The sequence below is a fragment of the Bacteroidales bacterium genome, from assembly GCA_014860585.1.
Lineage (GTDB): Bacteria > Bacteroidota > Bacteroidia > Bacteroidales > 4484-276 > RZYY01.
On record JACZJL010000090.1, the window covers coordinates 20,922 to 36,601 of the forward strand.

At 43.1% G+C, this 15,680-nt stretch carries 12 protein-coding genes; 11 read left to right on the forward strand and 1 reads right to left on the reverse strand.

Translation table 11 applies throughout. The features are described 5' to 3' along the window. Nucleotides 1-44 precede the first annotated feature (44 nt). From IH598_09050 to radA, 6 genes are all read left to right on the forward strand, one after another. Entirely contained in the window at nucleotides 45-560 is a 516-nt protein-coding gene (locus IH598_09050) for a thioredoxin family protein (protein MBE0638656.1), read from the forward strand. A 10-nt stretch (nucleotides 561-570) separates the two neighbouring features. After that, a complete protein-coding gene (locus IH598_09055) occupies nucleotides 571-1,413 on the forward strand; it encodes a pantoate--beta-alanine ligase (GenBank protein MBE0638657.1) in 843 nt (280 codons plus the stop codon). Nucleotides 1,414-1,429: 16 nt separating this feature from the next. Further along, nucleotides 1,430-1,777, forward strand: coding sequence for an aspartate 1-decarboxylase (locus tag IH598_09060; GenBank protein MBE0638658.1), 348 nt, complete (start codon nucleotides 1,430-1,432; stop codon nucleotides 1,775-1,777). 3 nt (nucleotides 1,778-1,780) lie between these two features. Next, nucleotides 1,781-2,800, forward strand: a complete 1,020-nt coding sequence (locus IH598_09065; protein ID MBE0638659.1) for a flippase-like domain-containing protein — start codon at nucleotides 1,781-1,783, stop codon at nucleotides 2,798-2,800. Further along, nucleotides 2,787-3,281 carry a D-glycero-beta-D-manno-heptose 1-phosphate adenylyltransferase gene (gene rfaE2 / locus IH598_09070; protein ID MBE0638660.1) on the forward strand — a complete coding sequence of 165 codons (495 nt, stop codon included), beginning with the start codon at nucleotides 2,787-2,789 and terminating at the stop codon, nucleotides 3,279-3,281. Before IH598_09065 ends, rfaE2 begins: the two co-directional genes overlap by 14 nt. 96 nt (nucleotides 3,282-3,377) lie before the next feature. Beyond that, nucleotides 3,378-4,742, forward strand: coding sequence for a DNA repair protein RadA (radA, locus tag IH598_09075; GenBank protein ID MBE0638661.1), 1,365 nt, complete (start codon nucleotides 3,378-3,380; stop codon nucleotides 4,740-4,742). 97 nt (nucleotides 4,743-4,839) lie between these two features. Here radA and nifJ read toward each other — a convergent pair whose 3' ends face one another. After that, on the reverse strand, nucleotides 4,840-8,379 hold the full coding sequence (gene nifJ / locus IH598_09080) for a pyruvate:ferredoxin (flavodoxin) oxidoreductase (protein ID MBE0638662.1): 3,540 nt from the start codon (nucleotides 8,377-8,379) through the stop codon (nucleotides 4,840-4,842). Between the two features lie 256 nt (nucleotides 8,380-8,635). On the opposite strand from nifJ, the gene IH598_09085 reads away from it, so the two are divergent. From IH598_09085 to IH598_09105, 5 genes are all read left to right on the forward strand, one after another. Then, nucleotides 8,636-9,649 (forward strand): dihydroorotate dehydrogenase-like protein, encoded by a 1,014-nt coding sequence (locus IH598_09085; protein ID MBE0638663.1) that lies wholly within the window; start codon nucleotides 8,636-8,638, stop codon nucleotides 9,647-9,649. Between the two features lie 135 nt (nucleotides 9,650-9,784). Next, complete coding sequence (locus IH598_09090; protein ID MBE0638664.1) at nucleotides 9,785-10,804, forward strand: alcohol dehydrogenase catalytic domain-containing protein; 1,020 nt, start codon at nucleotides 9,785-9,787, stop codon at nucleotides 10,802-10,804. A gap of 557 nt (nucleotides 10,805-11,361) precedes the next feature. Next, the gene (locus tag IH598_09095; protein MBE0638665.1) at nucleotides 11,362-12,291 is read left to right on the forward strand and encodes a DUF362 domain-containing protein; all 930 of its coding nucleotides are present in this window, start codon (nucleotides 11,362-11,364) and stop codon (nucleotides 12,289-12,291) included. Nucleotides 12,292-12,303: 12 nt separating this feature from the next. Then, a complete protein-coding gene (locus tag IH598_09100) occupies nucleotides 12,304-13,890 on the forward strand; it encodes a 4Fe-4S binding protein (protein ID MBE0638666.1) in 1,587 nt (528 codons plus the stop codon). A 39-nt stretch (nucleotides 13,891-13,929) separates the two neighbouring features. Next, nucleotides 13,930-15,680 (forward strand): GH92 family glycosyl hydrolase (locus tag IH598_09105; protein ID MBE0638667.1); only part of this gene is annotated, 1,751 nt, incomplete at its 3' end.

The window sequence follows — 15,680 nt, forward strand, 5'->3', positions numbered from 1 at the left end:
ATTGCTTTTAGTAATTTTGCCCAATAAATCAAAATCAAAAAATTATGAAAATCTTTTCGACAGTCCTCTTGATGTTAATCTTGGTTACTTTTTGCACCTCTCAGGAATTAAACAGGGTTGTTATTGATCCCGACCGTGGTAATGAGGATCTAATTGGTAAATGTGATCGCCAGGGCTTTGAACATACTGCTTTTAAAACCTGGTTTAGTGATGGATATCAGTCTTATAATCCTGATGAAAACGCAATCAAAGAGTTGAGAAATAGAAAAAAAGATTTGAAGATCACCGTTGTGATGGGAACCTGGTGTAGCGATTCCAGGAAAAATATCCCACATTTTTACAAAATTCTCGACGCAGTTAAACTTGATGAGAAAAATGTTGAGTTGATAGCAATGGATCGTAAGAAATCGACGGGTGATCTTGATATCAGCGGACTCGGAGTCACACTTGTTCCTACATTCATTTTATTAAAAAGGGGCGTGGAAATTGGAAGAATTGTTGAAAATCCTACCCTTTCGATTGAAAAGGACATGTTGCTCATTCTAATGCAAGGAGATTAGTATTCCTCCCATGAGAGTTATTAAGTCTATAAGCGATGTTAAGGAGTTTATTAAAGGTATCAAAGCCACCGGAAAATCTATTGGTTTTGTTCCAACGATGGGCGCTTTACATGCTGGTCATATTGCTCTGGTGAACCGGGCTACATCTGAAAATGACTTTGTTGTTGCAAGTATTTTCGTTAACCCAATTCAGTTTAACAATAAGGAGGACCTTGAAAAGTATCCCAGGCCTATTTCGGAGGATATTCATAAATTAGAGGAAGTGGCCTGTGACCTGCTTTTTTTTCCCGGGGTAAATGAAATGTACCCTGAACCGGTTGTTGATAAATACGATTTTGGTCAGATGGATAAGGTCATGGAGGGTAAGTTCCGTCCGGGACATTTCAATGGCGTTGCTGTTGTGGTCAGGAAATTATTTGAAATTATTACGCCTGACAGGGCTTATTTTGGGATGAAAGACTTTCAGCAACTTAGAATTATTCAGACTTTAACCTCAAATTTGAATTTACCAGTTGATATTGTGCCATACCCGACTGTCCGTGAAAAAGATGGGCTCGCTATGAGTTCCCGTAATGTCAGACTGAATGAGAAGGAACGCATGATTGCTCCTGTAATTTACAAAGTTTTATGCGGAATTAGAGAGAAGGCAGGAAAGGTAACGGTGAAAGAGGCTGAGGAATGGGCGGTTTCCAGGTTGAACAAGTATGATGAAATAAATGTTGAATACATATCTGTAGTTGATGCCGTTACGCTGCTGCCGGTGACGAATTGGAGTGATGCAGAAAGCCTGGTTTGTTGCGCTGCGGTAATGGTTGGAAAGATTCGACTTATAGATAATGTCTTAATATTTTAGTAATTTTGCCCCCGTTATGCAAATTGAAGTTTTGAAATCGAAAATACACAGGGCCACTTTAACCGAGGCCAACCTGAATTACATCGGCAGTATCGCTATTGATGAAGACCTGATTGACGCGGCAAATCTGATCGAGAATGAAAAGGTTCATATCTACAATATTTCAAATGGCGAGCGACTCGAGACCTATGTTATAAAGGGTCCAAGAGGTACTGGTTATATTTCGCTCAACGGGGCTGCTGCCCGCAAGGCCTCCGCCGGTGATCTGGTAATCATTGTTTCTTATGCTTCGATGGATTTTGAAATTGCAAAGACGTTCAAACCTCATATCATTTTCCCCGACCATAACAACAAACTTGGTTAAACCTTGAAAAGGAACATTGCATCTGCATTGAAAATCCTGTTTTTTCTTGCAATAGGTATTTTCTTTATCTGGATATTTCTGCGCAAACTTACCCCTGATCAAAAACACGAAATCTGGGTTTCGTTCATTCATGCCAACTATTTTTGGCTCCTTCTTTCTATAGTTCTTGGCGTAATCAGTCACATTATCAGATCTTACCGCTGGAATAGTCTTTTAGAACCCATGGGTTATCACCCTAAAATTAAAAACACGTTTTTTGCAGTTATGGTTGGTTATCTTGCAAATACTGCCTTGCCAAGGCTCGGAGAAGTGACCCGTTGTGGAGTGTTGAATAAATACGAAAATATCCCGATGAGTAAATCCTTCGGCACGGTATTGGTTGAGCGAAGCCTTGATCTTGCAGTTTTTGTGTTGTTGTTTTTTATCAACCTTTTCATTTTCTCCGATAAACTCAGCCTGTACGTTGATGAAAAGGTTTATGCTCCATTGAGTGAAAAAATCAATTTTGACGATGGCTCAAGATATCTTCTTTATATCATTGGAGCAAGCTTCCTGATGCTGATCCTTGCTTTCATTTTTCTTAGAAAAAGAATCAGTCATTATAGATTTTATCAGAAAATTAAAGAACTCGTTACCGGTTTTTGGCATGGGTTGTGGGCAGTCACCCGCATCAAACGCCCGTTTCTTTTCATATTTCAGACCATAATGATTTGGTTCCTTTATTACCTGATGATTTATGTTTGCTTTTTTACCATGCCGCAAACCAGCCATCTTGGACTCGAAACCGCACTGTCGCTCCTTATTTTTGGCTCTATAGGGATCATGTTAGTTCAGGGTGGGATTGGAATTTACCCTGCAATAATTGCTGAAACCCTCATTTTGTATAACATTCCGACAACTTATGGCTATGCTTTGGGCTGGCTTGGCTGGACTGCCCAAACATTGATGATTGTTATAACCGGCTTAATTTCGTTGATTTTATTACCTGTTTTCAATAAAACTAAAGATCATGCAAAAACTTGAATTTGTTGAATCCCGGATCTTTACGAATTGGGATAATCTTAAATACTGGCTGGCTTACTGGAAATTTCATGAGAAAAAAGTAGTTTTTACCAACGGATGTTTTGACCTCCTTCACCAGGGACATATTGATTACCTGGCTACAGCAGCGGATAAAGGCGATGTACTGATTATTGGTTTAAATACCGATGCTTCTATCACCCGGCTGAAAGGAAACGGACGACCGGTGCAGGATGAAAGATCAAGGGCTCTGTTGCTGTCATCTTTACGATTTGTTGATGCTGTCGTGCTTTTCGATCAGGACACTCCCTATGAATTGATTAAATTGGTAAAACCGGATGTGCTGGTAAAAGGCAGTGACTACAATGCTGAAGATATCGTTGGTTACGATATTGTAACTGAAAATGGAGGCGATGTGGTTACTGTTGATTATCTTGATGGGTTTTCAACATCGGGTTTAATTAAGCAGATTAAGGCAATTTGATAATTTTTTATATAGTTGGTGCAGATCGAAAACGATTGTTCTGAAATTCTATACCAACTGACTGTTATCATATCAATAACTGTTATTTCGAAATAAATGGCAAAAACCAAAACTGTTTTCTTTTGTCAAAACTGTGGACAACAGTCGCCAAAGTGGGTCGGAAAATGCCCTTCCTGCGGGAGCTGGAACACTTTTGTTGAGGAAATTGTACGCACGGATAAGAAGATTGGGAAAACAGATGTTGGAACTTCAACACGCAGGACACCTAAGTTATTGAGTGAAATTGAAACCAGTGATGAAGCGAGGATTGATACTCATGACAAGGAACTCAACCGGGTTCTTGGTGGGGGATTGGTCACCGGATCGGTGGTGTTGGTAGGAGGAGAGCCGGGGATCGGGAAATCAACACTGATGTTGCAGCTTGCCTTGAAATTACAGAATAAACGTGTGCTCTATGTTTCAGGTGAAGAAAGTGATCAACAGATTAAAATGCGTGCTGAGCGACTTGGAAAGACAGAAGCAGGATGCCTGGTACTCACCGAAACTTCGATGGAAGATATTTTTTTACAAATCGAAAATGTCAAACCCGGCATCATTGTTATAGATTCGATTCAGACGCTGCATACGCAAATGATTGATTCTTCGGCCGGAAGTATCTCTCAAATCCGTGAATGTGCCAACCAGTTACAGCAATATGCAAAAATCACGAATACCCCTGTATTTCTTGTAGGGCACATCACCAAGGAGGGTAACATTGCCGGCCCGAAGATCCTGGAGCACATTGTTGATACCGTACTCTACTTCGAGGGTGACCGTAATTACGGATATCGCATTTTAAGGGCCGTCAAAAACAGGTTTGGTTCAGCGCACGAAATAGGAATTTACGAGATGCGCGATACCGGCTTGAGGGAAGTAAGTAATCCATCGGAGCTGCTTATATCTCAACGTGATGAAAACCTTAGTGGAATTGCCATTTCCGCTACTATTGAAGGATTACGCCCAATGCTCATCGAGACCCAGGCTCTGGTGAGCACAGCAGCCTATGGTGTTCCGCAGCGCTCTGCAACAGGTTTTGATGCAAGACGTCTGAATATGCTGCTCGCTGTGCTTGAAAAACGTGCAGGCTTCAGATTGACCCATAAAGATGTGTTTCTGAATATCGCCGGAGGTATTCGCGTGGATGATCCTGCAATTGACCTGGCAGTGGTATGTGCGGTACTCTCTTCCAACGAAGATATGCCAATCAGCCCCAAGGCTTGCTTTGCTGCAGAGGTTGGACTTTCCGGCGAAATCAGAGCAGTGAACCGTCTTGAACAGCGAATCAGTGAAGCCCAAAAACTAGGTTTTGAAAAAATATTTGTTTCTGGTTACGGATTCAAAAAAGCAGATACCTCAAAATCAACCATCCAAATCATCCCTGTTTCCCGTATAGAGGATGTTTTCAAAGCGTTGTTCGGGTAAAACTCAAATTATTTTCGAATAAAAAAAACCTTGCAAATTGCAATTTTCGATTGCAACTTGCAGGGTTTGATTATTTTGCACAAGGAGCTATCTGCAATTATTCATGATGAGTAAAGTCCATGGCTGCAAAGCGTTTGTAGCTTTCATAGCGCCATTGGGCATTTTTGAGCGCTTCTTTACTAAGGATTTCTGCTTCTGCCGGGAAGGCAAGCCGTAATGAAGTATAGCGGACCTCACCGTTTAAGAAGTCGTGGAACTTACTCCAGTCGGGCTCTTTGGAATCGAGTTGGAACGGGTTCTTTCCTTCTTCTTCCAGTGCAGGGTTGTACCTGTAGAGGTGCCAGTAACCTGACTCAACGGCTCTGTTGGCTTCATCCTGTGCTTTTCCCATACCTGCACGCAGCCCATGGTTGATACAAGGGGAGTAGGCTATGATCAGTGATGGTCCGGGATAAGCCTCTGCTTCTCTCAATGCTTTGAGGAACTGGGATTGATTAGCGCCCATCGCCACTTGAGCTACATAAACATAGCCATAAGTCATGGCCATGGCGCCAAGGTCTTTTTTACGGGTTTTCTTTCCGGAAGCAGCAAATTTGGCTACAGCACCCACTGGGGTAGACTTTGAAGCTTGTCCACCTGTATTCGAATAAACCTCCGTATCCATTACAAGCACATTGATGTCTTCGCCGGAAGCTAAAACATGGTCGAGACCACCATAACCAATATCGTAAGCCCAGCCGTCTCCGCCAAAGGCCCATACTGACTTTTTAATCAGGTATTGTTCCAAACTCATGATTTCTTTGGCCACTGCAAGATCCGATTTCCTGCAAAGCTCTATTACTCTGGCGGAGGCTGCCTTTGATCCATCGCCACTATTGATGTTTTCGAGCCATAGGTTGAAAGCGGATTTCATATCTTCCGGAAGTCCGTTTTTCAGTGCAGTGTTCATCTTATCGGCAAGACGCTGGCGCATTTTGTTTACACCGAGCATCATTCCAAAACCATATTCAGCATTGTCTTCAAAGAGTGAATTTGCCCAAGCAGGGCCTTTGCCTTCAGCATTAACACAATAGGGTGTTGAAGGGGCAGAACCTCCATAAATCGAAGAGCATCCGGTTGCATTGGCTATCATCATCCGGTCGCCGAAAAGTTGAGTGATAAGTTTTACATAAGGCGTTTCACCGCAGCCGGCACAAGCTCCCGAAAATTCGAATAAAGGTTGAGCGAACTGGCTGTTTTTGACGGATTTATCTTTTTCAACTATGGTATCTTTATAAGTCACTTGTTTAGTGATTAAATCCCAGTTATCCTGTTCATGCATTTGCGATTCAAGCGGTTCCATCACAAGGGCATTTGTTTTGGCTGGACAAACATCCGCACAGTTTCCGCAACCGGTACAATCGAGCGGACTGAGCTGGATCCTGAATTGAAGTCCATCGAAAGTTTTTGGTATGGCTTTAAGTGTTTTTAAGCCACCTGGCATCTTGGCCATTTCTTCTTCATTAATCAAAAATGGACGGATACAGGCGTGAGGGCAAACATAGGCACATTGGTTACATTGAATGCAGTTTTCGGGTATCCATTCAGGAACATGAACTGCAATACCACGTTTTTCGTATTGGGTAGTTCCTGCAGGGAATGTACCGTCTTCGCGTCCAAGGAAGGCACTTACAGGAAGGTCGTCCCCTTTCTGTGCGTTGATTGGCTCAACAACATATTTGATAAAATCCGGAATGGCACGATCATCAACTACTTTTTTAACTTCAATTTTTGCCCATTCTATGGGTATTTCAATCTTTTCAACTTCGCCACCTTTGTCAACAGCTGCAAAGTTCATGTTAACAATTTCTTCTCCCTTTTTGCCAAAGCTCTTGATGATGAATTTCTTCATCTGTTCAACAGCAAGTTCGTAGGGAATCACATTGGAGATTTTGAAAAATGCTGATTGCATGATGGTGTTGGTACGGCCTCCGAGACCAATTTCTTCTGCAATTTTAGTAGCATTGATGGTGTAAAACTTGATGTCGTTCAAAGCGAGATATTTCTTCATGTGATCGGGAAGCCGGTTTTTTGTTTCTTCAGCATCCCAAATACTGTTGAGCAGGAATGTACCGCCTTTTTTCAGCCCTTTCAGCATGTCATATTTTTCAAGGTAAGCAGGTACGTGACAAGCTACGAAATCAGGGGTTCCTACAAGGTAAGAGGCCTGAATGGGTTTGTCGCCAAAACGGAGATGAGAAACGGTAATACCCCCGGATTTTTTAGAGTCGTATGCAAAGTATGCCTGACAATATTTGGGTGTATTATCCCCAATGATCATGATGGAATTTTTGTTGGCGCCAACAGTCCCGTCCGCTCCCAAACCGTAGAATTTAGCTTCATAAGTCCCTTTTGGCACAATACTGACTTCGGGCTGAAGCGGAAGAGAAGTGAATTTTACATCATCCACAATACCAACAGTGAAATGATTCTTCGGCTCTTTTAACTTCAGGTTTTCATAAACAGAAATAATCATTGCAGGAGTGGTGTCTTTTGAACTTAATCCATAACGACCACCTACAATTAAAGGAACATTTTCTTTGTCATAGAAAAGATCTCTGATATCAAGATATAATGGCTCACCATTGGCGCCTGGCTCTTTGGTACGGTCAAGTACAGCAATACGTTTTACAGACCTGGGAAGCACATTAAAGAAATATTTTGCGGAAAATGGACGGTAAAGATGAACGCTGATTAAGCCAACCTTTTCTCCTTTTGACAACAGATGGTCAATCGTTTCTTTTATGGTTGTGGTTACTGAGCCCATGGCAATGACAATATTTTCAGCATCTTGCGCACCATAGTAGCTGAAAGGGTGATATTCGCGTCCGGTGAGTTTTGCGATCTCCTGCATGTAATGTTCCACAAGATCAGGAATCGGATCGTAGAATTTGTTGGCAGCTTCACGGGATTGGAAATAGATGTCCGGATTCTGCGCAGTTCCGCGGGTCACCGGGTGTTCCGGGTTAAGTGCATTGTCTCTGAATGCTTGTAATGCATTCCTGTCGAGCAGTGGAGCGAGGTCGTCATTGCCGAAATATTCCACTTTTTGGATTTCGTGTGATGTGCGGAATCCGTCAAAAAAATGAACGAATGGAATTCGTGATTTAATGGCTGCGAGGTGGGCAATACCTGCCAGATCCATGATTTCCTGAACACTACCTGTGGCCAGGAAGGCAAAACCGGTGTTTCGGGCTGCCATCACATCGGAATGATCGCCAAAGATCGAGAGTGCCTGAGCAGCAAGGCTTCTGGCGCTAACATGAAGAACACCGGGTAAAAGTTCTCCCGAAATCTTGTACATATTTGGAAGCATCAGCATCAGCCCTTGTGAGGCGGTGAAGGTACTGGCCAGCGTTCCGGCCTGAAGTGCGCCATGTAAGGCGCCCGCCGCACCACCTTCGGATTGCATCTCGGTTACTTTAACTGTTTCGCCAAAAATATTTTTACGGCCGTTTGCTGCCCATTCATCAATATATTCAGCCATCGTAGATGATGGGGTAATGGGATAAATTGCAGCAATTTCACTAAACATGTAAGCAACATGGGCTGCTGCATAGTTCCCATCGCAAGTGATAAATTTTTTCTTCTGTGTCATGATATCAGTCGTTTTACTTTAGTAAATTCAGGTTTGAAAAATTTGGCACGAAATTACTCATTTTTAACAAACCTTAAAGTTTTGACCATCGATTGAACGTCATTATCAGCAATTTAAAATCAGTTTAGATTAGAATTCAGGAGTCAAAAATCTATTTTTCACAGATATAATCCGAAAAATTCACGACTACAGATTTTTTAATATTTTTGTCAGGTCATAATTGAAACGAATATTAATCAACATAAAAAATTTGAAAATGGCTGATCTATCAACAAACTACCTTGGACTGAAACTTAAAAATCCGGTCATTGTCGGAGCTTGTAACCTGGTTACAGACATGAATGCTTTGCAAAAAATCGAGGATGCCGGAGCTGCAGCAATTGTCTATAAATCATTGTTTGAGGAGCAGATCCAAATGGAGCGTATGCAACATGACGATCAACTGGAAGAATACAATGAACGCAACGCAGAAATGGTTTCCCTTTTCCCAAAAATTGAGCATGGCGGTCCTGAATTGCACTTGTTAAATCTTAGAAAGGTGGTGGAGACGGTTAGCATTCCAGTCATCGCGAGCCTTAACTGCGTTTATGATGTTTCCTGGGTAGAATATGCGGAAAAGCTTGCCGAAACTGGTGTTGCCGCACTCGAATTGAACTTTTATGATACACCACGCGACACAAAAAAACCCGGCAAGGAAATTACCGATCAGCAAATTGCTGTGCTTAAAAAAGTAAAGCAATCAGTCAAAATTCCCGTAAGTGTCAAGCTAAGTCCATTTTACACCAATCCATTGAACGTGATTGCCAGAATGGATGAAACTGGTGTTGATGGGTTTGTGCTTTTCAACAGGATTTTCCAACCCGACATTGACATCGAAACCGAAAAATTGACTTTTCCATGGTTACTCAGTAACGATGGCGACTACAGACTATCACTGCGTTTTGCCGGTTTATTGGACGGAAAGATCAATGCAGATATTTGTGCAAACCGGGGAATACTCAAAGGATCGGATATGATTCAGTTGTTGCTTGCAGGTGCATCAGCAGTACAGGTGGTTACAACGCTGTACAAAAATGGAATCGGACAAATCAGCAATATGATCAACGATCTGAATGTGTGGATGGAAAAGAAACAATATGCATCCATTGCTGACTTCAAAGGGAAGTTATCAGTGAAACACATTAACGATCCTTTGGCTTACAGACGTTCGCAATACATTGATATTCTTCTGAAGGCAAATGACATATTCAAGAAATACCCCATGAGGTAAATCATAATTTCAGCGAAGTGACACCAACCGTCCGGGGGATTACTCAGGGCGGTTTTTTGTTGAAGTGATAGCAGAAGTGCAGTATTCAGACTGCCTGATGCATTTAACGTTTATCTAACTTAAAACTGTGGAAATATGAAAATTCCTGAAACGATGAAAGCATTGATAATTGATGCTTACAATTCTAACCTTATTCGTGCAATGCAGGCCATGAAATTGATGGAGATTCCAATGCCTCAGCCAGATGAAAATCACGTGCTTATAAAAATTGAACTGACCCCGGTTAATCCATCTGACATTGCTTTTCTGCGTGGAGGTTACAACATCTCACGCCCATTGCCTGCTATCCCCGGTTTTGAGGGGACCGGAAAAATTGTTGAAACAGGTTCGGGTGTTGATAAAAGTTTTGTCGGAAGGCGGGTTAGCTTTTTCTCCCAAAGCGAATACGGAACCTGGGCGGAGTACACCGTAATAAGGTTGAGCGATTGTATTTTCCTAAACAACGACCTTTCCGTTGAGCAGGCAAGTTGTTTGTTTGTCAATCCCTTTACAGCCCGCGGCATGTTTGATCATATTCTGACCAATGGTCATCAGGCTTTGATCCAGTCAGCAGCAATGGGACAGATCGGGCAATTCATCCGCTATTTTGCCAGAGAATCGAACCTGCCGGTAATCAACCTGGTTCGAAAAGATGTCCACGTCGAAATGTTACAGGCTGAAGGTGAACAATTTGTGCTGAATATGACCAATGAAAAGTTTCAGGATGATCTTGCACGTATGGCTACAGCGCTCAATGCCTCAGCAGCATTGGATGCAGTAGGTGGCGAACTGACCGGTAAAATACTCAATGCCATGCCCAAAGGATCAGAATTAATTTTGTACGGTGGCTTGTCCGGAATACCGGTCGGACAAATGGACCCATTGGAGATCATTTTTAAAAATAAAGTGCTTTGGGGTTTTAACCTTGGCGACTGGCTGAATGATTTATCAGATATCAGGTTGAGTAAAATTTCCGATGAAATTCAAACACTTTTCATCCAAAAAAAGTTGGAAACAAAAATCCAACAAATCTTCCCACTGGAAAATTTCTATGGGGGGCTGCGCAAATATATTTCTAATATGTCCGGCGGAAAGGTGCTTTTCCAGTGCGAATAGGTATCTTGTTGAAATTTAATTTCCCTGATCCAGCTATCATTCAACATTTCTGTAATTTATGGCAGTTTCTTATTTTTTATGTTCCTAAGCTCCAGCCTAAGCTGCATCTATTTCTGCAGGCTTATACCTGCATTTTTGATTGTCGGGCTGACTCTGTCAAGGACAGTAAATATGGTTTACCGATCCTATTCAGCCATTTTGAAAACCTGAAAGTGTCTGGTTTGATTTTTCTTTCGAAAAGTAATCTTCAGTAACATTCCCAGCGTTCAGCTTAGGCTCCAGCCTAAGCTGCATCTATTTCTGCAGGCTCTTGCCTGCATTTTTTAATTGTCAGGTTGATACTGTCAAGGACAAGCAATACGGTTTATTGATCCTATGCAGCTATTTTAAAAACCTGAAAGTGCCTGGTTTGTTTTTTCTTTCGAAAAGTACTCTTCAGAAACATTCCCACCTTCATGGTCACCTTAGCTTTTTAAAACGTTTTTAAATTGGCGAACATCCCAACCAGGTGTTCCTAAATATTGTATTTTTGGTTTTTGAATTTAAAATTAAAAGCCATGAAAAGAAGAGATTTTCTGACTAAGGGTGTTGGCGCCGGGATCGTTGCAGGTGGCGCAGCGTCATTTACGGGAATAGGAAATGTGCTGGCCGGCGGGTTTCAGGGAGGTGATGAAGGTCCTTATGACCTGGTGGCTGTGCGTGGTGGAGAACCGGCACAGATGTTCGACCTGGCATTGGAAGCTGCAGGTGGAATGTCAAAGTGGGTGAAAAAAGGACAGACCGTGGTAGTGAAACCCAATATCGGATGGGATGTTCCGCCTGAACGCGGTGGAAATACCAATCCTGCCCTGGTGAAGCGGATTGTTGAACATTGTTTTCAAGCCGGGGCCAAACAAGTATATGTTTTCGATAACACCTGCGATAAGTGGGATTTGTGTTACAAAAACAGCGGCATCGAACAGGGAGTTAAGGACGCCGGTGGACAGATGGTTCCCGGTCATACCGAAAGCTATTACCACGAGGTACCCGTGGTGAAAGGAAAAAACCTGAAAACAACCAAAGTACATGAGTTGATACTGGAGTCGGATGTTTTCATCAATGTTCCTGTTCTCAAACACCACGGTTCTGCACGCCTCACCATCGCTATGAAAAACCTGATGGGGGTAGTTTGGGACCGGCGCTGGTGGCATAAAAATGATCTTCATCAGTGTATTGCCGACTACTGCACTTTTTACCGTAAACCTGATCTCAACGTTGTGGATGCTTACCGTGTGATGTTACGTAATGGTCCGCGCGGGGTATCAGTGGAGGATATTGCTGACATGAAAAGTCTGATGCTCTCCGAAGATATGGTTGCCATCGATGCCGCCGCTACGTTACTGTTTGGTATTGAACCTTCTGAGGTCAACTATATTGGTTTGGCTGATGAAATGGGCGTTGGAACCTCCGACCTAAGCAAACTCAATATCAAAAGAATCAGGGTTTAACAGGATTTGATCATGTTGAAAAAATTAAGGGTAGTCATCGCCGTTGCCTTCCTGCTGTTTTTTGCTTTCGTTTTTATTGACATCAAGTATGTGACACCTGAATGGTGGATTTTCTACATTAGCCGGCTGCAATTCACTCCGGCATTACTCAACTTGATTGTGGTCGGTGGTTTTGCCATTATCAGTTTGATCTTTATCCTGATGCTTACGGTACTCTTTGGAAGGGTTTATTGTTCCACGTTATGCCCATTGGGAACTTTGCAGGATGTACTCACCCGTATTTTTAATCCCAAAAAGAAAATGCGCCGTTTTAAATACCATAAGCCCAACAACTGGCTTCGATATTCAATTCTGGCGATTACGGCTATTCTTTTCATCTTTGGAAGTTCCCTGCTTTTAAATCTGCTCGATCCTTACAGCAATTTTGGTAAAATATTTTCCAACCTAATGAGGCCGTTGAATATGCTAATCAATAATGAATTAGCTGCACACTATTCAAGGACTGGTACCTATGCCATTAACCCTGTCGAAGTTAAAGGTTTTCAGTTGTTTTCGATAGCTTATGCTGCTTTGTTTCTTGCCATCATAGGTTTTCTTTCTGCCTGGCGCGGTAGGCTTTTTTGTAATACTATCTGCCCGGTTGGAACTTTTTTAAGCCTGATTTCCCGAAAATCTCTTTTTCAAATTCATCTCGATCACGCAAAGTGCAACAGCTGCGGCCTATGCGCCATTACGTGTAAAGCTGAATGCATTGATGCAAAATCAAAAAACGTAGATATGTCGCGATGTGTAGGCTGTTTCAATTGCTTGTCGGCTTGCAAATCGAATGGTGTCTTGTATTCAATTCCAGTTAAGGTAAAATCTGACCAGGAAATTGCATTGCCGGATAAACGGCGACGCTTTTTAATTGGCGGACTGCTAACATCTGCTGCTGTTTTTAGCGGAATGAAAGTTTTGGGAGAAGAAGAGAAAAGACATCGTGGAAGAGGGCAGGGGAGGGGGCGTGGGCGTGGTAACCAGGAAGCGCCTGTTCCGGTAGTTCGTGAATTTCCTGTTTCACCGCCCGGGTCCATATGTATTGAGCATTTCAATTCCACATGTACTGCCTGCCACCTGTGTATCACCGCTTGTCCCAAGCAGGTGCTCGTTCCTGCATTTACCGAATACGGTTTGATGGGATTAATGCAGCCCCGGCTGGATTACGGAGTCAGCTTTTGCAACTACGAATGTGTAGTTTGCAGCCAGATTTGCCCGACTGGCGCCATCATTCCATTAGCCAATGAAGAAAAGAAACGGGTACAGATCGGGATAGCGCATTTTGTAAGGAGAAACTGCGTGGTCATTACAGACAAGACCGATTGTGGCGCCTGTGCTGAGCATTGCCCAACACAAGCTGTAAGGATGGTACTTCATCGAAACGGATTGTTCGTTCCCGAGGTTACTGATAATATATGTGTGGGTTGTGGCGCTTGCGAACATGCCTGTCCCACCGACCCAAAAGCCATTTACGTCGATGGTAACCATACGCATCTGGTAGCTGAAATGCCCGTCATCGAAACCATCGAAAAAAACATTGACCTTGATGATTTTCCTTTCTAAATTATTACCGAATCCTTATTTTTTAAAAGTACATGAAAAATGAAAAAATTGTCCCTCCTTTTAGTCATCGTTGTTCTGGCATTTTCCGCGTGTAGAGAAAAGCCATCAGGCTTTACCGGTTATGTTGATCCATTTATCGGAACCGACGCTCATGGCCACGTTTTCCCGGGGGCTACCCTACCTTCAGGTATGGTACAGCTGAGCCCCGACACACGCAAAGACAGTTGGGATGGTTGCTCTGGTTATCACTATTCCGACAGCACTATCATGGGCTTCAGCCACACCCACCTGAGCGGTACCGGAGTAGGCGATTACGGCGATATCCGGCTGATGCCGACCGTTGGCGAAGTTTTGCTTGATCCGGGAACCGAAGAGAACCCGGAATCCGGCTACAGGTCAAGATTTTCGCATGATGACGAAACTGCCCGACCGGGTTATTACCAGGTAAAATTGGAGGATTACAACATCAATGCAGAGCTGACAGTGACCAAACGGGCTGGTTTTCATAAATACACTTTCCCGAAATCCGCTCAGGCAAACTTAGTGATTGACCTATTCGAAGGAGTGACCACCGACCGTATCCACGACTTATGGATCAGATTTGTGAGCGATACCGAAATTGAAGGTCTGAGACGGACTGATGGCTGGGCAAATGATCAGTGGGTGTTTTTTAATGCCGAATTTTCAAAACCGTTTGTGAATTATGGAATTTCGGTAAATGAAATTTCTAACGAAGGGCAGCAGTTTGCGCAGGGCGCTGATATTAAGGCATGGGTAACATTTGCCACAAATGATGATGAGGAAATTCTGGTTAAAGTAGGAATTTCTGCTGTTAGTGCTGAAGGCGCAAAACTTAACAGAACGTCTGAGATTCCGGATTGGGATTTTGAAAAAATCAAAGAGGCTGCTAACCAGACCTGGGAAAATGAATTGGGAAAAATTAAAGCAGAAAGCAAGGATAATAACCGGAAAACTGTTTTCTATACGGCTCTCTATCATGCTATGGTTGCTCCAAATCTTTTTACCGATGTGGATGGAAAATATCGCGGTCACGACATGCAGATCCATCAGACTGAAGGGTTTGATGTTTATACCGTGTTTTCGCTCTGGGATACCTTCCGTGCGCTGCATCCGTTGCTCACTATCACCCACCAGGCTTTGACCAACGACTTCATCAACACCATGCTGAAACAATATGAGCAGGGTGGATTATTGCCCGTTTGGGAGCTGGCAGCCAACGAAACCAACTGCATGATAGGCTACCATGCCGTGCCGGTGATTGTGGATGCTTACATGAAGGGAATTCGCGGGTACGATGTGGAGGAGGCGCTGGAAGCCTGCATCAAAAGCGCCATGCAGGATCAGTTTGGACTGGAAAGCTATAAGGCTAAAGGCTACATTCCTTCTGATGCTGAGCCGGAGTCGGTCTCAAAAACGCTGGAATATGCTTACGACGACTGGTGCATTGCCATGCTTGCCAAAGAAATAGGAAAGGAGGATGTGTACGGGCAGTTTATTCAAATGGCGCAGAATTACAAAAACATCTTTGACCCTGAAACCGGTTTTATGCGCGCCAAAACCAACGAAACCTGGTTCAGTCCGTTCGATCCGGCAGAAGTTAATTTCAACTATACCGAGGCCAACTCCTGGCAATACAGCTCTTTTGTGCCGCAGGACATTTCAGGACTGATGGAGTTGATGGGTGGAAGGGAAAAGTTTATTGAGCGCCTCGATCAGATGTTTGCCGAAAGTTCACAAACCACCGGTCGTCACCAGGCTGATATCACAGG